General features: G+C 66.7%; 26 protein-coding genes and 1 pseudogene. 9 read left to right on the forward strand and 18 right to left on the reverse strand.

Translation table 11 applies throughout. The features are described from left to right. Nucleotides 1-87: 87 nt before the first annotated feature. From yjjX to FIV34_RS10235, 3 genes are all read right to left on the reverse strand, one after another. The gene (gene yjjX / locus FIV34_RS10225; RefSeq protein WP_139982349.1) at nt 88-645 is read right to left on the reverse strand and encodes an inosine/xanthosine triphosphatase; all 558 of its coding nucleotides are present in this window, start codon (nt 643-645) and stop codon (nt 88-90) included. A gap of 3 nt (nt 646-648) precedes the next feature. After that, on the reverse strand, nt 649-2,289 hold the full coding sequence (gene pgm, locus FIV34_RS10230) for a phosphoglucomutase (alpha-D-glucose-1,6-bisphosphate-dependent) (protein WP_139982352.1): 1,641 nt from the start codon (nt 2,287-2,289) through the stop codon (nt 649-651). A 108-nt stretch (nt 2,290-2,397) separates the two neighbouring features. Then, nucleotides 2,398-3,036 carry a response regulator gene (locus FIV34_RS10235; RefSeq protein WP_139982355.1) on the reverse strand — a complete coding sequence of 213 codons (639 nt, stop codon included), beginning with the start codon at nt 3,034-3,036 and terminating at the stop codon, nt 2,398-2,400. 69 nt (nt 3,037-3,105) lie between these two features. On the opposite strand from FIV34_RS10235, the gene FIV34_RS10240 reads away from it, so the two are divergent. After that, a complete protein-coding gene (locus FIV34_RS10240; RefSeq protein WP_139982358.1) occupies nt 3,106-3,969 on the forward strand; it encodes an Hpt domain-containing protein in 864 nt (287 codons plus the stop codon). An 8-nt stretch (nt 3,970-3,977) separates the two neighbouring features. Then, nucleotides 3,978-4,808, forward strand: a complete 831-nt coding sequence (locus FIV34_RS10245; RefSeq protein ID WP_211352748.1) for an NAD-dependent protein deacetylase — start codon at nt 3,978-3,980, stop codon at nt 4,806-4,808. On the opposite strand, the gene tadA is transcribed toward FIV34_RS10245, so the two are convergent. Next, complete coding sequence (gene tadA / locus FIV34_RS10250; RefSeq protein ID WP_139985865.1) at nt 4,805-5,236, reverse strand: tRNA adenosine(34) deaminase TadA; 432 nt, start codon at nt 5,234-5,236, stop codon at nt 4,805-4,807. The two genes, FIV34_RS10245 and tadA, sit on opposite strands and share 4 nt — an antisense overlap. A gap of 81 nt (nt 5,237-5,317) precedes the next feature. Continuing rightward, the gene (gene pdxR / locus FIV34_RS10255; protein ID WP_139982362.1) at nt 5,318-6,721 is read right to left on the reverse strand and encodes a MocR-like pyridoxine biosynthesis transcription factor PdxR; all 1,404 of its coding nucleotides are present in this window, start codon (nt 6,719-6,721) and stop codon (nt 5,318-5,320) included. A gap of 110 nt (nt 6,722-6,831) precedes the next feature. On the opposite strand from pdxR, the gene FIV34_RS10260 reads away from it, so the two are divergent. Both FIV34_RS10260 and FIV34_RS10265 read left to right on the forward strand, forming a co-directional pair. Next, nucleotides 6,832-7,299 (forward strand): carboxymuconolactone decarboxylase family protein, encoded by a 468-nt coding sequence (locus FIV34_RS10260; protein ID WP_139982365.1) that lies wholly within the window; start codon nt 6,832-6,834, stop codon nt 7,297-7,299. A 128-nt stretch (nt 7,300-7,427) separates the two neighbouring features. After that, the gene (locus FIV34_RS10265; RefSeq protein ID WP_139982368.1) at nt 7,428-8,411 is read left to right on the forward strand and encodes a JmjC domain-containing protein; all 984 of its coding nucleotides are present in this window, start codon (nt 7,428-7,430) and stop codon (nt 8,409-8,411) included. On the opposite strand, the gene FIV34_RS10270 is transcribed toward FIV34_RS10265, so the two are convergent. The 3 genes and pseudogenes from FIV34_RS10270 to FIV34_RS10280 all read right to left on the reverse strand — a co-directional run. Next, nucleotides 8,405-8,974, reverse strand: a complete 570-nt coding sequence (locus FIV34_RS10270; RefSeq protein ID WP_139982371.1) for a DNA-3-methyladenine glycosylase I — start codon at nt 8,972-8,974, stop codon at nt 8,405-8,407. The two genes, FIV34_RS10265 and FIV34_RS10270, sit on opposite strands and share 7 nt — an antisense overlap. Beyond that, complete coding sequence (locus FIV34_RS10275; protein ID WP_139982374.1) at nt 8,974-9,435, reverse strand: nuclear transport factor 2 family protein; 462 nt, start codon at nt 9,433-9,435, stop codon at nt 8,974-8,976. Before FIV34_RS10275 ends, FIV34_RS10270 begins: the two co-directional genes overlap by 1 nt. Before the next feature lie 152 nt (nt 9,436-9,587). Next, nucleotides 9,588-10,694: pseudogene (locus tag FIV34_RS10280) on the reverse strand (NADH:flavin oxidoreductase/NADH oxidase); the annotation flags it as partial. Nucleotides 10,695-10,833: 139 nt separating this feature from the next. Between FIV34_RS10280 and mgrA the strand changes: the two are divergent. Beyond that, complete coding sequence (mgrA, locus tag FIV34_RS10285; RefSeq protein WP_139982380.1) at nt 10,834-11,874, forward strand: L-glyceraldehyde 3-phosphate reductase; 1,041 nt, start codon at nt 10,834-10,836, stop codon at nt 11,872-11,874. A gap of 6 nt (nt 11,875-11,880) precedes the next feature. On the opposite strand, the gene FIV34_RS10290 is transcribed toward mgrA, so the two are convergent. Beyond that, the gene (locus FIV34_RS10290) at nt 11,881-12,720 is read right to left on the reverse strand and encodes an oxidoreductase (RefSeq protein WP_139982382.1); all 840 of its coding nucleotides are present in this window, start codon (nt 12,718-12,720) and stop codon (nt 11,881-11,883) included. Between the two features lie 145 nt (nt 12,721-12,865). Here FIV34_RS10290 and FIV34_RS10295 point away from each other — a divergent pair, with 145 nt between their 5' ends. After that, nucleotides 12,866-13,747 (forward strand): AraC family transcriptional regulator, encoded by an 882-nt coding sequence (locus tag FIV34_RS10295; protein ID WP_139982385.1) that lies wholly within the window; start codon nt 12,866-12,868, stop codon nt 13,745-13,747. A gap of 6 nt (nt 13,748-13,753) precedes the next feature. Here FIV34_RS10295 and FIV34_RS10300 read toward each other — a convergent pair whose 3' ends face one another. Beyond that, nucleotides 13,754-14,389 (reverse strand): TetR/AcrR family transcriptional regulator, encoded by a 636-nt coding sequence (locus tag FIV34_RS10300; protein WP_139982388.1) that lies wholly within the window; start codon nt 14,387-14,389, stop codon nt 13,754-13,756. An 83-nt stretch (nt 14,390-14,472) separates the two neighbouring features. Here FIV34_RS10300 and FIV34_RS10305 point away from each other — a divergent pair, with 83 nt between their 5' ends. Continuing rightward, entirely contained in the window at nt 14,473-15,138 is a 666-nt protein-coding gene (locus tag FIV34_RS10305) for an O-methyltransferase (protein WP_139982391.1), read from the forward strand. Between the two features lie 21 nt (nt 15,139-15,159). Here FIV34_RS10305 and FIV34_RS10310 read toward each other — a convergent pair whose 3' ends face one another. Continuing rightward, nucleotides 15,160-15,852, reverse strand: a complete 693-nt coding sequence (locus tag FIV34_RS10310) for an SDR family NAD(P)-dependent oxidoreductase (RefSeq protein WP_139982394.1) — start codon at nt 15,850-15,852, stop codon at nt 15,160-15,162. Further along, the gene (locus tag FIV34_RS10315; protein WP_139982397.1) at nt 15,853-16,227 is read right to left on the reverse strand and encodes a nuclear transport factor 2 family protein; all 375 of its coding nucleotides are present in this window, start codon (nt 16,225-16,227) and stop codon (nt 15,853-15,855) included. A gap of 95 nt (nt 16,228-16,322) precedes the next feature. On the opposite strand from FIV34_RS10315, the gene FIV34_RS10320 reads away from it, so the two are divergent. Further along, nucleotides 16,323-16,778, forward strand: a complete 456-nt coding sequence (locus tag FIV34_RS10320) for a MarR family winged helix-turn-helix transcriptional regulator (protein WP_139982400.1) — start codon at nt 16,323-16,325, stop codon at nt 16,776-16,778. Here FIV34_RS10320 and FIV34_RS10325 read toward each other — a convergent pair. Both FIV34_RS10325 and FIV34_RS10330 read right to left on the reverse strand, forming a co-directional pair. Next, nucleotides 16,745-17,290 carry a DUF4166 domain-containing protein gene (locus tag FIV34_RS10325; protein WP_170207572.1) on the reverse strand — a complete coding sequence of 182 codons (546 nt, stop codon included), beginning with the start codon at nt 17,288-17,290 and terminating at the stop codon, nt 16,745-16,747. The two genes, FIV34_RS10320 and FIV34_RS10325, sit on opposite strands and share 34 nt — an antisense overlap. A 56-nt stretch (nt 17,291-17,346) precedes the next feature. Beyond that, a complete protein-coding gene (locus FIV34_RS10330) occupies nt 17,347-18,375 on the reverse strand; it encodes an SDR family oxidoreductase (protein ID WP_139982406.1) in 1,029 nt (342 codons plus the stop codon). 99 nt (nt 18,376-18,474) lie between these two features. On the opposite strand from FIV34_RS10330, the gene FIV34_RS10335 reads away from it, so the two are divergent. Continuing rightward, nucleotides 18,475-19,425, forward strand: coding sequence for an AraC family transcriptional regulator (locus tag FIV34_RS10335; RefSeq protein ID WP_139982409.1), 951 nt, complete (start codon nt 18,475-18,477; stop codon nt 19,423-19,425). Between the two features lies 1 nt (nt 19,426). On the opposite strand, the gene alkB is transcribed toward FIV34_RS10335, so the two are convergent. The 4 genes from alkB to folD form a co-directional block, all read right to left on the reverse strand. After that, nucleotides 19,427-20,071, reverse strand: coding sequence for a DNA oxidative demethylase AlkB (gene alkB / locus FIV34_RS10340; protein ID WP_139982411.1), 645 nt, complete (start codon nt 20,069-20,071; stop codon nt 19,427-19,429). An 11-nt stretch (nt 20,072-20,082) separates the two neighbouring features. Next, nucleotides 20,083-21,639 carry a glutamine-hydrolyzing GMP synthase gene (guaA, locus tag FIV34_RS10345; protein ID WP_139982413.1) on the reverse strand — a complete coding sequence of 519 codons (1,557 nt, stop codon included), beginning with the start codon at nt 21,637-21,639 and terminating at the stop codon, nt 20,083-20,085. A gap of 94 nt (nt 21,640-21,733) precedes the next feature. Then, entirely contained in the window at nt 21,734-23,188 is a 1,455-nt protein-coding gene (gene guaB, locus FIV34_RS10350; RefSeq protein ID WP_139982415.1) for an IMP dehydrogenase, read from the reverse strand. A gap of 76 nt (nt 23,189-23,264) precedes the next feature. Further along, nucleotides 23,265-24,119 (reverse strand): bifunctional methylenetetrahydrofolate dehydrogenase/methenyltetrahydrofolate cyclohydrolase FolD, encoded by an 855-nt coding sequence (folD, locus tag FIV34_RS10355; RefSeq protein WP_139982417.1) that lies wholly within the window; start codon nt 24,117-24,119, stop codon nt 23,265-23,267. Between the last annotated feature and the right edge of the window lie 28 nt (nt 24,120-24,147).

Raw genomic sequence — 24,147 nt, forward strand, 5'->3', positions numbered from 1 at the left:
CATGCTGGATAAGGGGTAATGCCACGGATTCAAGGGGCTGGATCGATCTAAATCGATGCCCCGGAGGCAAAACTGTTGTGCCCGGGCCTAGTCCGTGGCGGCATCCAGTCCGTAGAGCTCCGGGTGCAGGAAGGGCGCCATGGCCAGCACCATGGCCTGGGTGTACGCGCTTTCCCGCGTGGCATGGCCGTTGGTGACCAGGCCGATGGCCCCGCCCTGCTGCTTGATGTTCACCGTGCCGAACAGTCGATCCATGACGTCGCCCAGCTCCTCGCCGTCCAGCAGCGCCTCGTAGACGGCGGGCGGCAGGGGCAGCCAGGCGCTCCGCCCCACAGAGACGATGTCACCGTGGGCAATCGCCACGATGCCAAACGTGCCCGGGCCGTCCTCGGTGACGTCCACCCCGCCTTCCAGGGCGACGAAGAAGTCCGCATCGCCGTGCTGGCGGCAGAAGTTCATGCGGTTGACCGCGCCTTCGCGGGTCTCCGCGGCCGTCATCGGCTGGTCGGGGACGCCCGAGGGCGCGTGCATGCCCTCGCACTCCACCAGCCGCCCGGGGAACAGCGGCGCCAGGGCATTGCGCACCGAGGCGACCTTCACCGGGTTCTTCGAACCCACGAGCACTTTCATGGGGGCGTGGGCCATGACTCAGCCCAGCGCCTTGTCGACCATCGCCTGCGCCTCGGCAAGCACCTGGGCCAGGTGCTCCTTGCCGCGGAAGCTCTCGCCGTAAACCTTGTAGATGTCTTCCGTGCCCGACGGCCGTGCGGCGAACCAGCCCTGTTCGGACATCACCTTGATGCCACCGATCGGCTGGCCATCGGCCTGGTTGGCCACGCTGGTGATGGGGTCGCCCGCCAGCGTGGTCGAGGTGACCTCGCCCGGTGCAAGCTTCGAGAGCTTCTGCTTCTGCGCATGCGAGGCTGGTGCGTCGATGCGGGCGTTCGCGGGGTCACCCAGTTCGGCGGTGATGCCCTGGTAGATCTCGCCCGGATCGCGGCCGGCGCGCGCGGTCATTTCGCCGGCCAGCAAGGCGGCCAGGATGCCGTCCTTGTCGGTCGACCACGCCGAGCCGTCCTTGGACAGGAACGACGCGCCTGCGCTTTCCTCGCAGCCGAAGCCGACGCTGCCGTCGAACAGGCCCGGCACGAAGTATTTGAACCCCACGGGGACTTCGAGCAAGGGCCGGCCGAGCTTCTTCGCCACGCGATCCAGCAGGCTGGTGCTTACCGCGGTTTTACCCACGGCCGCATCGGCACGCCAGCCGGGACGGTTCTGGAACAAGTACCAAGCGGCCGTCGTCAGGTAGTGGTTAGCCTGCATCAGGCCCGTGCTGGGCGCGACGACGCCGTGGCGGTCATGGTCGGTGTCGCAGGCAAACGCCACGTCGAAGCGGTCTTTCAGGTGGATCAGGCGCTGCATCGCGTACGACGACGAAGGATCCATGCGGATCTTGCCGTCCCAGTCGAGCGACATGAACGAGAACGTCTTATCCACCGCTTCGCTCACCACGGTGAGCTGGAGGCCATAGCGCTCCGCGATCGCCGCCCAGTAATGCACGCCGGCCCCGCCCAGCGGATCGACGCCCATGCGAACGCCGCTGGCACGGATGATCTCCAGGTCCAGCGCGTCACCGAGGTCACCGACGTAGCGCTGCAGGAAGTCAAATGCATGCGTGGTCGACGCCTTCGCGGCCTGGGCATACGGCATGCGCTTCACGTCACGCAGGCCGCCTTCGATCAGGACATTGGCGCGATCGGCAATCCACTTCGTGGCATCGGTGTCGGCCGGGCCACCATGCGGCGGGTTGTACTTGATGCCGCCGTTGTCTGGCGGATTGTGCGACGGCGTGATCACGATGCCATCGGCCTTGCCGCTGCTGCGCCCACGGTTGTGCACGAGGATCGCGTGTGACACCGCCGGCGTGGGCGTGTATTCGCCACCGGCGGAGACCATGGTCTCCACGCCATTGGCGGCGAGCACTTCGAGCGTGCTTTCAAGCGCGGGCTGCGACAATGCGTGGGTGTCGATGCCCACGTAGACCGGGCCATCCACGCCGGCCTTCGCACGGTATTCACAGATGGCCTGGACGACGGCCACGACGTGCGCCTCATTGAACGAGCGCTCGAACGACGAGCCACGATGCCCCGAGGTGCCAAACACCACCCGCTGTTCGGGGACGGACGGATCCGGTTTCAGGTCCGCGTAGGCAGCCAGCAGCTTCGAAAGGTCGACGAGCGTGCCGTCGGTGGCGGGCTTGCCCGCGAGGGGGCTGATCTTGGCACTCACCGATGGTTCTCCTTGCAAGGGTCTCCCCTAAGGATACGCATAGTTTTGAGCATTCTTCTATGTCCCCGGCCGCACTGGCTGGCTATCGTGGCAGCGTTCGTTCAGGGCTTACAGGCGCAGCCGCTCGATGTACTCGAAAATCTCGGCGTCATTGGCCAACCGCAACTTGCGCATGGCGTTCGACTTCTGCTGGCTGATCGTCGACAGCCCCCGTCCCGTGCTTCGGGCGATATCGGTCACGCTGTTGCCGTTGGCGAAAAGGCGAAGGATCTCCAGCTCACGGGGTGACAGGTCGGTGAGCGTGCCGGATCGATCGACGACAGTGCCCTGCTCCACGCCCAGCGTCGCCTGCACCGAGGCGCCGAGGTAGACATGGCCGGCCAGGATTTCGCCCAACGCTTCAGGGATTTCGGAGGCATCGCCCGACTTGCCGATGAGGCCCACCACGCCGAGCGACAGGATTTCCCGGTACAGCGCCGGGTTGGCAATCGTGGTGATGACCATGACCGGCAACGTGGGGTAGCGTTCGCGCAGCAGTGCCAGCATGGCCAGGCCGTCGGTGCCGGGCGCGGGCATGCTGAAATCCGTTATCACCGCGTCGCACGCCGTGGTGGCCAGTACCGCCAGCAAGCCTTCGGGCGAGTTTGCTTCGGCCACGACGCGCCCCGTGCCGTCATGGGCAAGCGCGAGGGTGATGCCTTTCAACACAACCGGATGGTCGTCGGCGACGATGACACGGTAGGCCATGGGTAATCCTTCTTTGTTGCTTCATCCATTGACCCGCCATGCACGCCTGGCCCGCAGCGGGGCGCAGAGTTGAGCACATCACGCGAGTGGGCGCCAGCCGTTCGCCTGCGTGCGTGGATCGGCCGCGTGCTGGATGCGCGTGCCGCGCGCATCGCCCGCCTCACCGAAGCGGCCAGCATGCCGGAATTGCTCGAACGCCTCGGGCAGCGCTACCTGGCTCGTGCGCATCGCCAGGGGCTTCACCTCTCGCTCGACGTGGACGCCGCGCTGGAGACCGACCTGATCGGCCCCTACCACTCACTCGCCGGCGTGCTCGGCGCGCTGATCGAGCACGCCATCGATCATGCGCAGGGCGACACCGTGTCACTGCACGTCGACGTCACCGGTGACGAGCCGGGGCACCAGACGGTGCACTTCGCCGTGGGTTTCCTGCCCGAAGACGGCACGGCAAACACCGGGGCAGCCACGCCGGCGGCCTGGGCAGCGGCGGGCCAGACCCTGGAAGCGATGGGCGGGCGGCTGCACATCGAACACGACGACACCCTCCGCGCGATCGCCGAACTGCGCTTTCACGTCCCGCCGCGGCCGCCGCATGTCGATGTCGTCGCCTTGCGCCACGCGCTCGGCAATGAGGACGCCTTGCATGAGGTGATCGCTGCCCTGCATGACGCGCTGGCGGTGGATGTCGGGCACCTGGACGACGTGCTGGCAAGGCAGGATGCGCAAGCCCTGCGCCGCTGGCTGCACCGCGTGTCCGGTGCGCTCGGCATGGCCGAAGCCACCGGCCTCGCGGCCCTCGGGATGCGCCTGGAACACGACATGGACAGCCGCTCGCTGGCCGACATGGAATTGCCCGTTCGGCGCTTCGCAATGGACGCGACGCGTGCCCTCGCCTGGCTGCGCGAGAGTCGCGCGGAGGCGCCGCTGATATAGTCGGCAGGGTGAACGCCAACGTTACCCCGGATCCGTCCCTCGACCCGCTGCGCGACTTTGTCGCGGCGCACCCGCGCCTGTTCGTGCTGACCGGCGCCGGCATCAGCACGGCGTCGGGCATCCCCGACTACCGCGACGGCCAGGGCGAGTGGAAACGCAGCCCGCCGATGACCCTGCAGCTGTTCATGAGCGGCGAACCCGCGCGGGCCCGCTACTGGGCCCGCGCCATGATCGGTTGGCGGCATTTCGGCGCCGTGCTGCCCAACGTGGCTCACCGCGCCCTGGCCCATCTTGAGAAACAGGGACGCATCGAGCTGCTGCTCACGCAGAACGTCGATGGCCTGCACGAAGCCGCGGGCAGCCTCAACGTGGTGGACCTCCATGGCCGGATGGATCGCGTGCGCTGCATGCAATGCGGCGACATCACCCGCCGCGACGTGATGCAGCGCCGTCTTGAAGATGCCAACCCCGACTGGCTCCAGCTCAGTGCGCGCGTGGCGCCGGACGGCGACGCGGACCTCGATGGCGTCGACTTCTCAACCTTCAGCGTCCCGCCGTGCACCGTATGCGGCGGGATTCTCAAGCCGGATGTGGTGTTCTTCGGCGAAAACGTGCCGCGCGCACGCGTCGATACTGCATGGGCGCACCTGGAGCGCGCCGATGCGATGCTCGTCGTCGGCTCCTCGCTGATGGTGTATTCCGGCTACCGCTTCGTCCTGGAAGCCTCGCGCAAGGGCTTGCCCATCGCGTCCATCAACCTGGGCGTGACCCGCGCCGATGCCTTGCTGACATTGAAGGTGCCGCACAACGTGAGCGACGCCCTGGCGTCGTTCGCCTAGCGGCGCGCGCGGAAGAACTGGCGAAGCATGTCGCCGGCGGTCTCGGCTTCCAGCCCACCGACCACGCTGACCCGATGGTTGTGCTTCTCAGACACCAGGGTGTCGAAGACACTGCCGGCCGCACCGGTTTTCGGATCGGTGGCGCCGTACACCACGCGGCCGATGCGTGCGTGAACCATGGCCATCGCGCACATGGCGCAGGGCTCCAGCGTGACGTAGAGCGTGGCACCCGGGAACCGGTAGTTCTGCAACGCGTCGCCCGCCGCACGCAGGGCCTGGATCTCGGCATGCGCCGTCGGATCGTTCAGCGTGATGTTGCGGTTCCAGCCGAGGCCAACGGCCTGGCCATCCACCACCAGCACGGCGCCTACCGGCACCTCGCCCTCGGCATCGCGCGCATGCGCCGCCAGTTCCAGCGCGCGGGCCATCCAGACGCGATCTTCGTCAGTGAACGGCGTGGGCGTGTCGGGGGTACTGGTCAAGGGAGGCTCCGTGGCTAGCCGCACATTCTAGCCCGTCGCACCGCGGATCACCGCGGCGAGGCGATCGACCAGGAGCTGGGCCTGGCTTTCGGGGACATTGGTGACGCCCAACAACAAGGCGGATGGCTTCACCGCACCAGCGAACCAGGCCGAGAACGGTAGCGGTGAGAGCTCGGCGGCGTGCGCGGCACGCGCCAGGGCGGCATCGTTCGTGCCCTCCGGCAGCGGGACACGCACGGACAGGCCGGCGTTCTCACTGGCCAGCCCTGCGCGGGCCAGCGCCGCTGTGATGGCATCGCGGCGGCTGGCGTACGCACGCTTCATGCGTCGCAGGTGTCGCAGGTAGTGGCCATCGTGGAGGAAGGCTTCCACCGCGCGTTGCATCACCGGCGGCGGCGCCGGTTCCAGCGTGCCGGCCACCTCCTGCATGGGCGCGACGAGCGCCGGCGGCACCACGACATAGCCCATGCGCAGGCCCGGCGCGATGGTCTTGCTGAAGGTACCGATATGGATCACGCGGTCGCGATCCATGGTGGCGAGCGCGGGCGCCGCGCGGCGGGCCAGCTGCAGTTCACCCAGGTAATCGTCTTCGATGATCCAGCGCTCCGCGCCATGCACCCAGTCCAGCAGCGCCAGGCGGCGCTCGAGGGACATCGTCACGCCCAGCGGGGCCTGCTGGCCGGGCGTGACCAGGGCCACGGCCGCGTGCGGCGCGAGCGCCCTGCCCGCGTCCACGTCCAGGCCCTCGGTGTCCACCGGCACGGGCACGGCCCGCAGCCCAGCCCAACCCAGCGCCGTGCGTGCGAAGGGATATCCCGGCTCTTCAAACCAGGCATCGGCGCCCTGCACGCGTAGCACCCGTAGGATCGCGCTGAGCGCACCGGTGTAGCCGTGGGTGACGAACACCTGCGACGGATGGCAGGCGAGCCCGCGGGCCACGGCCAGGTAGCCCGCGATCTCGGCGCGCAGGCCGGCCTCGCCACGCGGATCGGGGTAATCGGCCTGGGTCACCGCCGTGTCACGCACGGCCTGCGACAGCAGCCGCGCCCACAGCGCATGGGGGAAGAGATCCACCGCCGGCACGCCCAGCTGGAACGGCAAGGGACTCGTCGCTCCCGCGGGAAACGCGCCGAAGGATGGCCGTGTCTTCGCCACCTCCGGCTCGGGGCGGCTGACCGGCAGCCGCTTCGCCACGCGCGTGCCGGCGGCGCCCGAGGGCACCACGAACTGCGCGTCGGCCAGCTCCTCATAGGCCATTCGGACGGTCCCCCTGGCCACGCCCAGCTGGGCGGCGAGGTCGTTCCACGAGGGCAGGCGCGCGCCGGGGGCGAGGCGGCCTTCGCTGATCGCCAGGCGAATGCCCGTGGCGATCTGGGCCGACAGCGACTGTCGCCCCTCCCGGTCGATGCGAATGCCAAAGGCGCTGTCCATGCCGGCGATGGTACATCGCGCGAACGGATTCTTGGCTCTACCGACTGGCCCATGCGCGGCGCACGCTACACCCATACCGAACCACCCCACCCTCTGCCGGAGTTATCGCCATGAGCAAGCGCGTCAACTACATGAAGGCCTCCCCCGAGGCCGCCCAGGGTTTCCTCACCGTCCACGGTTACCTCGCCCAGAGCGGCCTGGACAAGAACCTGGTGGACCTCGTCTACCTGCGCGTTTCCCAGATCAACAGCTGCGCCTACTGCATCGACATGCACTCGCAGGATCTGAACAAGCACGGCGTCCCGTTCGAGAAACTGATCCTCACCTCGGCCTGGCGCGAAGCCGGCGACGTGTTCAGCGCCCGCGAGCAGGCGGCCCTGGCCTGGACGGAATCCGTCGCGAACGTCGCCGAGACCGGCGTGCCGGACGAGGATTACGCCGCCGCGGCGGCCGTGTTCAGCGACAAGGAGCTGGCCGACCTCTCCGTGGCCATCGCCCTGATGAGCGCCTTCAACCGCCTGGGCGTCGCTTTCCGCAACCTGCCGGTCGCGGCCTCGCGCCTGGCCAGGGCGGGCTGATCCCCCAGCCACCGGCGGCCGGCAGCGCTGTACCTTGCGCTTAGGCCGTCCGTCGTGTGGCAGAGGCCGCAGGTTAGTACGACGCTTTTCCCGTAGGCAGGGGCCATGTTTTCGAGGGGAGCGTCACCATGGATCAATGCGCGAACGACGAGCCGCATATCGTGTGGCCCCTGGACCCCGCGGGGTTCTCCACGCACCGGATTACCCGGCTGCGGCACAACTTCCACCGCCACCCGCTTTTCCAGCTGCCCGAGCTGGCCAACCTCGCCCGTGAGCTGATGCCACGTGAGCAATGCCGGTTCATCCGCCCGGGCATGCAGCAGGATTCGGCGTTCCGCCATGAGCCGCGCCCCACCGACGGGCGCGACCTTGAGGACGTGTTCGAGCACATCAACGAAAGCGGCTCATGGATCGCGCTCTACAACATCGAAGCGGTGCCGCGTTACCAGGCGCTGCTCGAACAGATCATCGATGGCCTGCGCCCGCTGATCGAGAAGGAACAGCCGGGCATCTTCAACGTCACCGGCTTCATATTCATCTCCGCGCCGCCGTCGGTGACGCCGTTCCACATCGATCGCGAAAACAACTTCTGGATGCAGCTGCACGGCCGCAAGACGCTCAGCGTATGGGAGCCGGAAGATCGCGAGGCGGTGAGTGCCGCACACGTGGAAGACTTCATCGTGAGCCACACGCTGCGGGATGTGCGCCTGAAGGACAGCTCGCGCGCCACCAGCCACGATTTCGACAGCGGCCCCGGCGACGGCGTGTATTTCCCCACCACCTCACCGCACATGACGCGCTCGGATACCGGCTGGGTGCATGGCGATGACGGCGTCTCGATCTCCATCGGCGTCACCTTCTACACCAGCCATACCGTGCGCAACGCGCGCGTCCACCAGCTGAATCGCGTCTGCCGCAAATACTTCGGCATGCAGCCGACCTATCCGGGCCGCCACGCCGTGATGGACCACCTGAAGGCGCCGCTGGGTTATCTCCTCGGGGTGTCGCGGCAGTGGGCGCTGCGTGCGCTCACCTTCTACGGCGGCCTCAAGGCCCACCACCGGCCGGAGGAAGGCTGGTGGGGCGAGAAGGCCCCACCCGGTTCTTACTGAGCCTTGTAACGGAAGCAGGCGCGGGCGTGGTCATCCACGATGCCCACCGCCTGCATCCAGGCATAGACGATGGTCGGGCCGACGAACTTGAAGCCGCGCTTCTTCATGTCCTTGGAGATCTCGGCCGAGAGGGGCGTTTGCGCATGCACCGTCTTGCCATCGCCACGGAGCACCTTGCCCTTGGTGAAGGACCAGCAGTAGGCCGTGAAATCCTCGCCCTTTGCCTGCATGTCCAGGTAGATCTTCGCGCCCTGGATGGTGGCTTCGATCTTGGCCCGCGAGCGGATGATGCCCTCGTCACCAAGCAGCCTCTCGATATCCTTTTCGGTGAAACGTGCCACCTTCACCGGATCGAAGTTCTTGAACGCCTTGCGGAAGTTTTCGCGCTTGCGCAGGATCGTGATCCACGACAGGCCCGCCTGGAACCCTTCCAGCATCAGCTGTTCCCACAGCATGCGGCTGTCATGGAGCGGCACGCCCCATTCGGTGTCGTGGTACTCGGCGTACAGCGCGTCGCTGCCCGCCCAGGTGCAGCGGACTTTTTCCTTCGTCGCGGCCGCCATCAGAGCCCCAGGTCCGAGAGGCTGGGATGGTCGTCCGGACGGCGACCGAGCGGCCAGTGGAACTTGCGGTCGGCTTCCTTCATCGGCATGTCGTTGATGCACGCATAGCGGTGGTGCATCAGGCCATCGTCGCCGAACTCCCAGTTCTCGTTGCCGTAGGAGCGGTACCAGTTGTTGCTGTCGTCGTGCCACTCGTACGCGAAGCGCACGGCGATGCGATCACCGGTGAAGGCCCACAGCTCCTTGATCAGGCGGTAGTCGAGTTCCTTCGCCCACTTGCGGGTGAGGAACTCGACGATCTGCGCGCGGCCATGTACGAACTCGGCGCGGTTACGCCATTCGCTATCCGGTGTGTACACCAGCGACACGCGGGCCGGGTCGCGGCTGTTCCAGCCGTCCTCGGCAAGACGAACCTTCTGCGTGGCGGATTCGAGGGTAAACGGAGGGACGGGTGCGGCCATGACACTGACTCCTTGGTCCGGTGACCTCCGAGTTTACCGATGCCCGTGCCGGCAAGGCCATCCTACGTAAGCATGACCTTGCGGCGGCCGCATCACGTGTAGCGACCGTCCGGGCCCTTCGTCCAGTGGGCGTCGGGGCTGATCGCCGCGTCGGTGTGGAACAGGTGGCGGTGCCGCGACGGCTGCGAGCGCAGGTATTGCTTTGGCGCCCTCACCTGCCCACCCAGCTGCGCGGCGGCATGCCACGGCCAGCGCGGGTCGTAGAGGATGGTGCGGGCCAGCGCGACCATGTCGGCGTCGCCGTGGGCGACGATGGCCTCCGCGTGCTCCGGCTCGGTAATGAGGCCCACCGCCACCACCGGCATCGTTACCGCCTGCTTCACACCGCGCGCGAACGGCACCTGGTAGCCCGGGCCGACGGCGATCTTCTGCGCGGGATGCAGGCCGCCGGTCGAGACGTGGATGGCATCGCAGCCGCGTGCCTCAAGGGCTTTCGCGTAGACGATGGTCTGCTCAAGATCCCAGCCGCCCTCCACCCAATCGGTGGCGGAAACGCGTACCGTGAGCAGCTTGTCGGCCGGCAGCGCGGCGCGGACCGCATCGAACACTTCCAGCGGGAATCGCATGCGGTTTTCGAGGGAGCCGCCGTAGACATCGGTGCGCTGGTTGGACAGCGGCGACAGGAACTGGTGCAGGAGATAGCCATGCGCGCTGTGCAGCTGCACGCCATCGATGCCGATGCGAACGGCACGCAGGGCCGACGCGACGAACGCGTCCTTGATCCGCTGCAGTCCCGCCTCATCGAGGGCCAGCGGGGGCACCTGCCCCTCCTGGAACGGCACGGCCGAGGGGGCAACCGTCTGCCAGCCATGGGGCGTGCCAGGGGCCAGCTGTGCGCCACCGGCCCAGGGCGTTTCCGTGGAAGCCTTGCGGCCCGCATGGTTCAGCTGGATGACCACCGGGATGTCCGACCAGCCGCGGACGCCCTCGAGGGTGCGGCGCATGGCCTCTTCGGTGGCGTCGTCGTACAGGCCCACGTCGCCCCAGGTGATCCTCCCCTCCGGCAACACGCCGGTGGCCTCGATCGTGAGCAGCGCCGCGCCCGAGAGCGCGAGCTGGCCCAGGTGGATCACATGCCAGTCGTTCATCTGGCCATCGATGGCCGAGTACTGGCACATCGGCGCCACGATGATGCGGTTAGCCAGCTCATGGCCGCGAACGGTCACGGGGGAAAACAGGACGGAAGAGGCCACGGGAATCCCTGCTCGAAAAGTGATGCCCTAAGCGTTGGGCCATTTTCGCGGCGGCGCAAGGGCAACCAAACGATGGTATGTACCGGGCAACCCGTTACCATCAGCAAGTCACCTACCCCTCACGTCCCCACGCAAGGATCCCCCGATGAGCTACGTTGCCGACCCTTCCCGTTACGACGGCCAGATGCCCTACCGCCGTGTTGGCCGGAGCGGCCTGGTGTTGCCGGCCGTGTCGTTGGGCCTGTGGCAGAACTTTGGCGGCGTGGACCGGTTTGAGACCGGGCGCGCGATCCTGCGCCGCGCGTTCGACCGCGGGGTGACGCATTTCGACCTCGCGAATAACTACGGGCCGCCGTACGGCTCGGCGGAAGAGAACTTCGGCCGCTGGTTTGCCGCGGACTTCGCCGCACACCGCGATGAGCTGGTCATTTCGTCGAAGGCGGGCTGGGACATGTGGCCGGGCCCCTACGGCGGCCCGACCGGTACGCGCAAGCACCTGATCGCCAGCTGCGAGCAGAGCCTTCGCCGCATGGGGCTGGACTACGTCGACATCTTCTACTCGCACCGCGTGGATCCGGACACGCCGCTGGACGAGACGATGAACGCGCTGGTGCACCTGCATCGCCAGGGCAAGGCGCTGTATGTCGGCATCTCGTCGTACTCGCCCGAGCTGACCCGCGAAGCCGCCGCCATCCTTGCCGCGGAGAACGTGCCGCTGTTCATCCATCAGCCGAACTATTCCATGCTCAACCGCACGATCGAGAACGGCCTGCTGGATACCCTCGGCGAGCTCGGCACCGGCTGCATCGCGTTCTCGCCGCTGGCCCAGGGCATGCTGACCAGCAAGTACCTCAACGGCATCCCTGCCGATGCTCGCGTCACCCGTGGCGATTCGATGAACACGGACATGCTGAGCGAGCAGAACCTGAAGCAGATCCGCGCGCTCAACGGCATGGCTCAGAAGCGTGGCCAGACCCTCGCCCAGATGGCGATTGCCTGGACACTGCGCGACGCGCGCGTCACCTCGTCGCTGATTGGTGCACGCACGGTCGAGCAGCTGGATGATTCGCTCGACGCGGTGAAGAACCTCTCCTTCAGCAAGGAAGAGCTTGCCGAGATCGACCAGCACGCCCGCGACGGCGGGGTCGATCTGTGGGAAGAATCGTCCAGCATCGGCAAGCGCTAAGGCCGGTCAGGCGGGGAAGTCCGTACCCGTCGAAAGGTCTTTCCACGCCTCGAAGTTGCTACGAAGTTCCTCGAGACGGTCGCTGGCGAACTTATAGGCGTCCGAGCCCAGCAGCAGGCGTAACGGCGGCTGGGCTTCGTTCACCACCGTGATGATGGCGGCGGCGCCGCGAGCCGGATCACCCGGCTGGTTGCCGGTGTATTCCTTCGCCTGGCGGCGGCGCAGGCCGGCGGTGGCGTCGTAGTCGTCGATCACCGTCTTCGACTCGATCACCGAGCGCCCGGCCCAGTCCGTGCGGAAACGGCCCGGCTCGACGATAGTCACCTTGATGCCCAGCGGCGCCACTTCCTTCGACAGCGATTCGGAGAAACCTTCCACCGCCCACTTCGTGGCGTGGTAGTAACCCGTGGCCGGGAAGGCCACCAGGCCGCCGATGGACGAGACATTGACGATGTGGCCGCTGCGACGCTTGCGCATGCCGGGCAGGACGTGGCGGGTGAGTGACATGAGGCCGAAGACGTTGGTTTCGAACTGGCGGCGGACCTCGTCGTCCTCGCCCTCTTCAATGGCCGAGAAGTAACCGTAGCCAGCGTTGTTCACCAGCACGTCGATCTGGCCAAAGTGTGCCTCGGCGGCGGCGACGGCCTTGACGATGGCCTGCTCGCTGGTGACATCCAGCGGCAGCACCAGGGCGGTATCCGGGTGTTTCGCGGCGATGTCTTCCACCTGCTCGGGCTTGCGGGCGGTGAGCACGACGCGATCGCCGCGGGACAGGGCCTGCTGGGCCAGTTCGCGGCCGAAGCCGGTGGAGCAGCCGGTGATAAACCAGATCTTGGAGTCGGACATGGGGGTTCCTTCGTGGGGTACCCCCAAAAGGATGGCCCCGGACGGCCTCTCCAGCTACCCCGATGCTGCCAGTGTTTTGCACGATCCTGCCAAAGTCATGCCGAACCCGTTCAGGTGATGGCGGCAGGGGGTCCATAATGGCGGCATGGACCAGACCCTCGAACGCATGTGCGACGCCGTGGAGCGCCATGCCGCGCACCCGCGGCAGGAAACGGCCCTGCCCGGCCTCACCCTCTACCGCATCACCCAGGCCATGCACCCGGCGCACACCTTCTACCGGCCACGCATGGTGGTGATCCTGCGCGGCAGCAAAACGGTTGCCGCGGGCGACGCGCCCTTCCTGGCGGACACGTCCACCTTCCTGCTGGTCACCGTGGAATTGCCGGTGTGCTCGCAGGTTTTCCTGGCGCCGGACGGCGGCGCGCACCTCGCGCTCAGCCTGGATATCGACCGCGACGCCCTGGCCGAAGCGATGGCACGCCTACCCGTGAAGGACGGCCCTGCCGCGGCACCGGCTGGCGTGACCAGCGCGCGGATGACGAGCGATCTGCTCGAACCGTTCTCGCGCCTGCTCGATCTTCTCGACCACCCCGACGACATCGCCTTTCTAGGGCCGCTCGTGGTCCAGGAGATTTACTACCGACTGTTCCGCGGCGGCCTCGCGGGCACGCTACGCCAGCTTGCGCTGAGCGGCTCGCACGTCGCACAGATCGGCCGGGCAACGCAGTGGATCAAGAGCCACTACGCCGCGCCGATGTCCATCGACGTGCTGGCCGACGTGGCCGGCATGAGCGTCACGTCGTTCCATCGGCACTTCAAGGCGATCACGCTGATGACGCCCGTGCAATACCGCACCAAGCTGCGCCTGCAGGAAGCGCGACGGATGTTGCTGGCCGAGCCGAAGTCGGCCAGCGCAGTAGCCGCGAGCGTGGGTTACGACAGCCAGTCGCAGTTCACCCGTGACTACAAGCGGCTGTTCGGTGCGCCGCCGGCGGCCGATGTGGCGCGCACGGCGGGGGCGGTTTAACGCCGGTCAACGAGCTCCGGGAAGGCTCCGCAAGTAAGCACAAAACATATCCGCCATCGCATCACTGAACGCACTGATCGCATCGGCGTCTCGTGGACTTGATGAGAAGTCCTTCCCCACCGCGCTGAGGGTCGACACGATTAACGAGACGGCCATCGTCCGCGTGGCGTCATCGGCCTTGGGCAATGCTTCGCGCATGAACGTATGGAACGCCTGCTCGCCCGAGGCTTTTGCTTCGCGCGCTTCGGGCGCGTCGCGATAGAGCGGCGCGGCATCGTCCAGGGCGACGCGCATGTCGGCCTCGTCGCATTCCGAGCGGATGAATCCGTGGACGAGGCGACGAAGCCGCTCGAGAGGCGGGTGGCCGTCGTCGGCCAGCGTGTCGGCGAGCATCGCGCTGGTCTGGCGCCATTCGTCGCTCTGCAGGCGGAAGAGGATGGCGGCCTTGTTGGGAAAGTACTGATAGACCGAGCCCACGCTCACCCCGGCCCGCTCGGCCACGCGCGCGGTGGTGAACCGGGCGGCGCCTTCCTTCGCCAAAACCTGAGCTGCGGCCTCGAGGATGGCCGCGACCAGGTCGCTGGAGCGCGCCTGTTTGGGCTGTTTTCGCGAGGAAATCGGCGGATTGGCAGGGCTGGCCATGGGGCTCCGGGAACGCGAATAGAAAACCTGACGGATTCGTCACATTCTAATCCGGCCCTCACACACTGCAACCGGAGCACCGCATGACCACCCTAACCACGGCACCCCTCGCCGGCCTGATCGACCGCCTTTTCCACGAAGCCGACCAGGTGTCCTGGGCTGACAACCCCGCCCTCGCGACCATGGCCGACGGCGACCATACCCGCCTGATGCAGAGCAAAACCGAATACCGCGCATTCTACGGGGCGATGAAAGACATGCCCTTGCCCGTCTCCCGCGAGACCGGCGCCCTGCTCTACATGCTCACCCGCAGCACCCACGCACGCACCATCGTCGAGTTCGGTACGTCGTTCGGCATTTCCACGCTGCACCTCGCCGCTGCGCTCCGTGACAACGGTGGCGGCCAGCTGATCACCACGGAATTCGAAGCCTCCAAGGTGGCCCGCGCCCGCGAGCACCTCACGGCCGGTGGCGTCATCGACCTGGTGGAGATTCGCGAAGGCGATGCCTTGCAGACGCTGGCCGTGGACCTCCCCGAACGCATCGACCTTGTCCTGCTGGACGGTGCGAAGTCGCTGTACCCGGACATCCTGGCATTGCTTGAATCACGACTGCGCCCGGGCGCCCTGGTCATCGCCGACAACGCCGACTACAGCCCCGAGTACATGGCGCGGGTGCGCGCGCCGGCAAGCGGCTATCTCTCGGTGCCGTTCTCCGAGGATGTCGAGCTGTCGATGCGCCTCGGCTGACGAGCCCTGCGACGCCGGCCCCTACCAGGGCACGGTCGCCCCGTCCCGGTCGAGGTATTCGAGGCCGGGACGGCCCCGCTTGGCCAGCACGGTATCGACGATGGAGGGAATGGTCTCTTCCATCGTGAACGGCGCGTCCGAGCCGCCAAGATCGGTACGGATCCAACCCGGCGCCATGAGCAGGAGTGCCCGTGGCGTGCCGGCCTGGCGCGCCGCGTAGCTGCGCATGTACTGGTTCAATGCCGCCTTGCTACCGCGATACACCTCGCGGCCGCCACGCTCGTTGTTGGCAATGCTGCCCTGCCCTGACGACATCACGCCGATCAGTCCGTCGTCCGCGACATGATCTTGCAGGCCTTCGACGACACGCAGCGGACTCAACGCATTGGTCACCATGACGCGGATGAATTCGTCGGTGGTCACCTCGGCGATCGTCTCGGCAGGGTTTTCGTTGGCCGTGCCGGCATTGACGAAAAGGATGTCGAACCGCTGGCCGGCAAGGCGCTGGTTCAGCGCCCGGGTGTCTTCCGGCTGCGTGATGTCGAGATGCTCGATCGTGAGCTGGCCCGGGTAGTCGGCGGCCAGCGCGTGCAGCGGGGTTTGCGCCGTGCCACGCACCGTGCCGGTGACAGCCCAACCCCGTTTGAGCAACTCCGCGGCCATGGCGTGACCGAGACCGCGCGAGGCGCCTACAAGCAGGATGGACGATGTCATTTACGCGATGTCCTGGATGTCGAATCGGGCCACCTTGCCAGCGCGGAGATGAAAGACGTGTCCAACCGTCTTGTCTTTCAGGCCGTGGGTCTGGCCTTGCAACGGGTTGCCGTCCAGGTCGCGGATCGACTGGTGTACTTCGGCGACGATGGCGCCATCCGCCGTGCGGGAAAAGCCCACCGGCTCCACATTCGGGCTGACCATGGCCCACTGCCGTGTCCAGTACTCGCGGATCGCCTCGAGGCCGTGGACATGGCCGCCATCCATGCCGTTGGCCCAGGCGACGTCATCGGTGAGCGAGGCCAGGACGCCATCGATGTCGCGGGCGTTGAAGCGGTCGTACATGCGGATCACGGTCTGGATATCGTCGTCCATCGGTTCGCTCCTGGGTCACGAGTGGTGTTGCGCCAATTTACATATGCACGTATGTTTATAGGCGTCGGTCATGACAAAGGCAAGAGGGGGAAGTGATGGACCTTGAGGTACTTTCAACGCCGGGGCATCTGATTAGCCTCGCGGCGCGCGGCTTCACCCGCCTCAGCGAAGCGCGGCTCAAACCCCTGGGATTCGGCGTAGGCCACCTGCCTGTGCTGGTCGCGCTCCGCGACGGCCAGGCCAGTACGCAACGGGACCTTGCCCGCTTCGCCCGCGTGGAACAGCCACCGATGGCGCAGATGCTTGCGCGCATGGAACGCGATGGCCTGATCCAGCGCAGCCCCGATCCATCCGATGGGCGCAGCAGCCAGATCACGTTGACCGCGGTGGCGGAGGCGCGCCTGCCCGAGGCCATCGCCGTACTGTTGAAGGGCAACCAGGATGCCCTGCGCGGATTCTCCGACGAGGAAACCACGCAGCTCGTCAGCCTGCTGACGCGGCTGATCGCGAACCTGGATCAGGTGGCGAGCGCGACGAGCGAACCGCGGTAACCGACGATCAGCCCCACGAACGGCGCCGAGATCTCCACGTCGAAACAAAACCGCCCGTCGATCTCATGCTCGAAGCTGATCCCCCTGGGAAGCAGGAACGCCGGCATCGGCATGCCAAGCAGCGACCAGCGCCGCGGAATGAGCACCAGCCGTTCGCCGTCGACGACGAGCGCCAGGGCGAACGTCGCGAGGCCGAAACGCTCATCCAGCAGAAGCGCGTCACGACCCTTTCCCGGGAACTGATACGAGTGGAAAGGCTTGCCATCGAAGGTGCGCGTCCAGCGTTCGCCTTCCCCGATGGGCGAGAACGCCACGCTCAACGGCACGTCAGAACCCTCTTCCGGAAATCCAATCAGCGCACGAACCAGGCGAGCAAGAACACCACCGCCGTGACGTACGTTCGCATGACCCCACCAGGTTCGTGGTTCGCACGAACCGTGGAGCTCGCGCAGCTGCGGAGGCAATGTGTCGAAGGATGCACCGAGGATGCGGCGATAGAGCGGGGTTTGCACGCGCCGAAGGTCCCTTTCAGTCGATGGGGCCAAGCGTAACCTATCGCCGCCTTCGGTCAGGACACCAGGCCGAGACGGATCAGGCTCTCCGCCGTGGCAACGATCGCGTCCTCCCGCGAACGCGGCTTCCACCCCAGCAAGCGCTCCGCTTTCGCCGCCGTCACGTTGAGGTCCATGCCGAGCAGAGGGAGGGTCGAGCGCATGGCGGGATTCGACTTGGCGGCCATTCGCACGATCCAGTTGGGAAGCACCTTCGAGGTGACCCTGGCCGCCGCAGGGCCCACCCGTTCGCGGAGAATCCGGGCGACGTCGGCGATCCACAGGCTTTCGCCCGCGGTGGCCACGAAGCGTTCGCCCGCGGCCGCCGGGTCGAGCATCGCGCGCACGTGCAGGTCCGCCACGTCGCGCACATCGACGAATCCGGAGTTGATCCTCGGCACGCCCTGCTGGCCTTCCAGCAGGTTCTTGATCAGCCGGATCGAGTGCGAATAGTCGGCGCCGAGCACCGGGCCCATCACGGCCGTCGGGTTCACGGCGGCGAGTTCCATGCCCTGGCCTTCGCCGGCGATGAACTCCCAGGCCGCGCGCTCGGCGAGGGTCTTCGACTTCTGGTACAGCCAGACGTTGCCGCTGATATCACTCCAGTCCGTCTCGTCGAAGGGACGGCGATGACTGGCCTTGTGCCCTGCCCCGATGGCGCCAAAGGCCGAGGTCAGGACGACGCGCTTTACGCCGGCGCCACGCGCGGCCCTCAGCACGCGAAGGTTGCCGTCGACCGCCGGCCGCACCCAGTCCGCTTCCGTTACCTGATCGCCAGACGGCGTCGGCGACGCGCCGTGCACGACGTAGGCGCAACCGGCGACAGCGTCCGCCCAGCCCGCGTCTTCGCTCAGATCAGCCCGGATAAACGAGAGTCGGTCGCCCGCATCAACGCCCGCGGTGCGCAGGTGATCGCGCACTTCTGTTTCGCGGGAAAGGGTGCGCACGGTGGTGCGTACCGTGAAGCCGCGCTCGATGAGCGCCACCATGCAGTGCTGGGCGATAAAACCGGTGCCGCCGGTGACCAGGACGCGTTCGTTCGCCATGGGATAAGCCTGTCAGTGAAGGAATGCCGACAAGCTTAGGGATCGAACTTCGTACGTTGAATGCGATAGAGTGCGGATTACTTGCTCGCGAGTACAAGTATGAGCGCCGATCCGTTCTCCGACATCCTCAGGTTCACCCAGGCCGAATCGCTGGTCACCGGCGGCTTTTCCGCCGGCGGCCCGTGGGCAATCGCCTTCCCCGCGCCGTCCAGCATCAAGTTCTTTGCCGTGGTCAAAGGCGGATGCTGGGTGAGTATCGAAGGTGAGCCCGCACCGGTCTGGTTCGGCACGGGTGATGTCGGCCTGATCACGGCGAAGCGGCGCCTGGTCCTTGCGAGCGACCTGAACCTGCCGCCGCTCGACGCGATGGCCGTGTTCTCGGGCTCCGGTAAAACCGTGGCGATGCTCGGCGATGGCAACGACTTCGCCCACATCGGCGGCCACGTGTTGCTGGACCCTGCCAGCGGCCGCCTGCTCGCGGATGTCCTCCCCGCCTGGATCCATGTGTCGGCCGAATCCCCGCAGGCGACGTCCTTCCGCTGGCTGCTGGCCGAGCTGGTCGCCGAGCGGCGCACCGACCTGCCCGGCAACCAGCTTGCCGCGGCGCAGCTGTCGCAGCTGCTATTTATCCAGATCCTGCGCGCGCACCTGCAGACCTCGGGGCCCATGCCCGCGGGCTGGTTGCGTGCCCTCGGCGATCCACGGATCGCCCCGGCCATGCGCCTGATGCATGCGGACCCGTCGCGGTCGTGGGGCCTCGATGAGCTTGCCGACGCCTGCGCCATGTCGCGGACCTCGTTCGCGAACCGGTTCCGCGACGTCGCCGGCAGCACGCCGCTGGCCTACCTCGGCGGTTGGCGCATGCACCTGGCCACGCGTGCCTTGCGCGAAGGAAAGAAGCCGGTGGCCGTGTTGGCCCTGGAGCTGGGGTATTCGTCGGAGAGCGCGTTCAGTACGGCGTTCAAACGCGCCGTGGGTGAGTCGCCACGCGCCTATCGCCTGGCGGCGCGTGCCAACGAAGACGTCGTGGCGGACGCCGTCGCCGACTGATTCAACCTGCCTTGCGGAACGTCAGGTTGATGCGCTCGCTTCCCAGCAACGGGTGCGGCACATCCTTCAGCGGCATGATGCCGTGGTAACGCAAGCGATCGGGCCCACCCCAGACCACGACGTCGCCGTGGTGCACGGCCACCCTGGCCGCGCGGTCGGACCGCTCGTGGCCACCGAAGAGGAAGGTGGCTGACATGCCCAGGGAAACGGAGACGATCGGGGCGCCGAAATCCTGCTCGTTCCTGTCCTGATGCAGCGACATGCGTGCGCCCGGGACGTAACGATTGATGAGGCAGGCATCGGGCTCGAAGCCGGCGAACCCCGCTTCCGCCGCGGCCCGGATGGCCAGCGAGGCAAAGGCCTCCGGCATCACCGGCCAGGGGTTGCGTGTTTCAGGATCCACCGAGGTGTAGCGATAGCCACGCTGATCGGTCACCCAGCCCGGCATGCCGCAGTTGGTCGACGTCACCGACATGGGCAGGCCACCGGGCGTGACCATCTGGCGCAACGGCGAGATGGCCTCGACGCCGGCGATGGCCGCCACAAGGTCGTCCACCGACGGCAGCGCGAAGCCGTGCAACAACACGGCTTCGGCACCGAGCTGCGTCTGCTGGTCAGGCGCGGCGAAGAGGTCGAAGGAATCCAATGGCTAAGCCATCACTCCCACTCAATCGTCGCCGGTGGCTTCCCGCTGATGTCATAAACCACACGAGAAATGCCACGCAATTCATTGATAATGCGAGTAGAGCACTTATCAAGGAAGTCGTAAGGCAGGTGCGCCCAGTGCGCCGTCATGAAGTCGATGGTCTCGACGGCGCGCAGCGCGATCACCCACTCGTACGCACGGCCGTCGCCAACCACGCCCACCGAGCGCACCGGCAGGAATACGGCGAAGGCCTGGCTGACACGGTCGTACAGGCCGTGCGAGCGCAGTTCCTCGATGAAGATGGCATCGGCGCGCTGGAGCAGGTCGACGTACTCGGCCTTCACTTCGCCCAGCACGCGCACACCGAGGCCCGGGCCCGGGAACGGGTGGCGGTAGACCATCTCGCGCGGCAGGCCGAGTTCGACGCCGATGCGGCGGACTTCGTCCTTGAACAGCTCGCGCAGCGGCTCGACCAGCTTGAGCTTCATATGCTCCGGCAGGCCGCCGACGTTGTGGTGGCTCTTGATGACGTGGGCCTTGCCCGTCTTGCTGCCGGCGGATTCGATGACATCCGGGTAGATCGTGCCCTGGGCGAGCCACTTCACGCCTTCGAGCTTGGCGGACTCTTCGTCGAAGATCTCGATGAACAGGCGGCCGATGATCTTGCGCTTGGCTTCCGGGTCTTCCACGCCGGCGAGGGCATCGAAGTAGCGCTGCTTCGCATCCACGCGGATGACGTTCACGCCCATGTGCTCGGCCATGGTCGACATGACCTGGTCGCCTTCCTGGAAGCGCAGCAGGCCGGTGTCGACGAAGACGCAGGTGAGCTGGTCACCAATGGCCTTCTCGAGGAGGGCCGCGACCACCGAGGAATCGACGCCACCGCTCAGGCCGAGCAGCACGCGGTCGCTGCCCACCTGCTCGCGGACGCGGGCCACGGCGTCTTCGATGATGTGGGCGGCGTCCCACAGTGTGGCCGAACCGCAGAGGTCGACGACGAAGCGGCGCAGCAGCTCGAGGCCGCGCTTGGTGTGGGTCACTTCCGGGTGGAACTGCAGCCCGTAGAAGCGGCGCTCGTCATCGGCCATGGCCGCCAGCGGCAGGCTCGGCGTGGACGCGGTGGCGCGGAAGCCGGACGGCAGCGTGGTGACGCGGTCGCCGTGGGACATCCACACGCCCAGCGATTCGCCATCTTCCAGCACGCTGTCGAACAGGCCGCAGGAGGCGAAGGTGACGGTCGCCGGGCCGAACTCGCGATGGTGGCCGGCTTCGACCTTGCCACCGAGCTGCTCGGACATGGTCTGCATGCCGTAGCAGATGCCCAGCACGGGGACGCCGAGCTCGAACACCACCTGGGGGGCGCGCGGCGAGTCAGCTTCGGTCACCGACTCAGGGCCACCGGAGAGGATGACGCCGCGCGGGTTGAAGCCGCGGATCTCGTCCGGCGCGTGATCCCACGCCCAGACCTCGCAGTAGACGCCAATCTCGCGGACGCGGCGGGCGATCAGCTGCGTGTACTGCGAGCCAAAGTCGAGGATGAGGATCTTGTCGCTATGGATGTCGGTCATCGGGGCGGCCTGCAGTGGAATTCGGTAAGGCAAAAAGCAGAACGCCCACTTCGAGCGGGCGTCCTGGGTCACCTGGAGCGAGCGCCTGGGGCGGTCAGTCCAGGCGGTAGTTCGGCGCTTCCTTCGTGATCTGCACGTCGTGCGGGTGCGCTTCGCGCACGCCGGCACCCGTGACCTTCACGAACTGCGCCTTCTGGTGGATCTCGTCGATATTGGCCGTGCCCATGTAACCCATGGAGGCACGCAGGCCACCCATCAGCTGATGGATGATGTTGCGCATCTGTCCACGGTACGGCACACGACCTTCGATGCCTTCCGGCACCAGCTTGTCGGCGTCGGCTTCGTCCTGGAAGTAGCGATCCTTCGAACCCAGCTGCATGGCACCGATGGAGCCCATGCCGCGGTAGCTCTTGTAGGAACGCCCCTGGAACAGCTCGACTTCACCCGGGGATTCTTCGGTGCCGGCAAACATGGAACCGAGCATCACGGACGACGCACCGGCGGCCAGGGCCTTCGGGATGTCGCCGGAGTAACGGATGCCGCCGTCGGCGATGAGCGGGATTTCGCCCTTCAGCGCGGTGGCGACCAGGTCGATCGAGGTGATCTGCGGCACGCCGATACCGGTGACGATACGGGTGGTGCAGATGGAGCCCGGGCCCACGCCCACCTTGACGGCATCGACGCCGGCGTCGAGCAGCGCACGCGCCGCTTCGCCCGTGACGATGTTGCCGGCGATGACCTGGACCTGCGGGTAGCGCTTCTTGACCCAGCCAGCGCGCTCGATGACGCCCTGCGAATGGCCGTGGGCCGTATCGACCACGATGACGTCGACGCCGGCGGCCACCAGTGCTTCCACGCGTGCCTCGGTGTCGCCACCGACGCCCACCGCGGCGCCAACCACCAGGCGCTCGTGCGAGTCCTTGGCGGCGTACGGGTTGTCACGGGCTTTCTGGATGTCCTTCACCGTGATCAGGCCACGGAGCTGGAACGCGTCGTCGACGACCAGGACCTTTTCGATGCGGTTCTTGTGCAGCAGCTGGAGGACTTCGTCCTGCGACGCGCCTTCCTTCACCGTGATGAGCCGCTCTTCGCGGGTCATGATGTTGCGGACCGGGTCGTCGTGCTTGCGCTCGAAGCGGGTGTCGCGGCCGGTGACGATGCCGACGAGGCGGCCACCGTCGACGACGGGCACGCCGGAGATGTTGTGTGCGCGGGTGAGTGCGATGACTTCACCGATCGACGTATCGGGACCCACGGTGATCGGGCTGCGGATGACGCCGGCCTCGAACTTCTTCACCAGGGCCACTTCGGCAGCTTGCTGCGCGGGCGTCAGGTTCTTGTGGATGATGCCGATGCCGCCGTTCTGGGCCATGGTGATGGCGAGGCGGGCTTCGGTGACGGTGTCCATGGCAGCGGACACGATCGGGATATTCAGGCGCAGGCCGCGCGTGAACCGCGTTGAGGTGTCCACATCACGGGGAAGTACCGTGGAGTGGCCGGGAACCAGAAACACGTCGTCGTAAGTGAGTGCCTCGGCAAGGATGCGCATAGCATTAGTCCCGCGAGTAAATCACGCCATTATACCCTGCGTTACAACATCACGACAGGGGGTGCGACCGCCCGTCCTATGCGTCCAACGCTTCGGCCGCCTCCAACGTGTTCTCAATCAGGGTAGCCACCGTCATCGGCCCGACCCCACCCGGCACCGGGGTAATCCACGATGCCCGCTCGGCGGCCGGCGCGAACTCCACGTCGCCCACCAGGCGCCCGTCTTCCAGGCGGTTGATGCCGACGTCGACCACCACCGCACCCGGCTTCACCCATTCGCCCTTGACCAGCCCGGGCTTGCCCGCAGCCACGACGAGGATGTCCGCCTGGCGCACGAAGCCTTCGAGATCTTGCGTGAACTTGTGGCAGCAAGTCACTGTACAACCAGCAATTAACATCTCAAGGGCGAGCGGGCGACCGACGTGGTTCGAGACGCCAACGATCACCGCATGGCGACCCCGCACCGGATGGTCCGTGTGGCCCAGCAGGGTCATGACGCCCTTGGGCGTGCACGGGCGAAGGCCAAAACGGCGCAGCGCGAGGCGGCCGACGTTCACGGCCTGGAAGCCGTCGACGTCCTTGCGCGCATCGATGCGATCGACCAGGGCGTCCTCATCGATGTGATGCGGCAGCGGTGACTGCACGAGGATGCCGTGCACGGCGGGATCGGCGTTGAGGTTATCGATGAGGGCGAACAGCTCATCCTGCGTCGTCGCTGCCGGCAGGTCGTAAGCGAACGAGGCGATGCCCACCTGCTGGCAGGCGCGGCGCTTGTTCTTCACGTAGACAGCGGAGGCCGGGTCGTCACCGACGAGCACCACGGCGAGCCCCGGGACGCGGCGGCCTTCGGCCACCCGCTTGGCCACGCGCCGGCCGATATGGTCGAGCAGTTCGTGGGCGATGCGCTTACCGTCGAGGATGCGTGCCGTCATGGAAAGTTCGCCCTGCGAAAAGCGGTGC

The organism is Luteibacter pinisoli, assembly GCF_006385595.1.
Lineage (GTDB): Bacteria > Pseudomonadota > Gammaproteobacteria > Xanthomonadales > Rhodanobacteraceae > Luteibacter > Luteibacter pinisoli.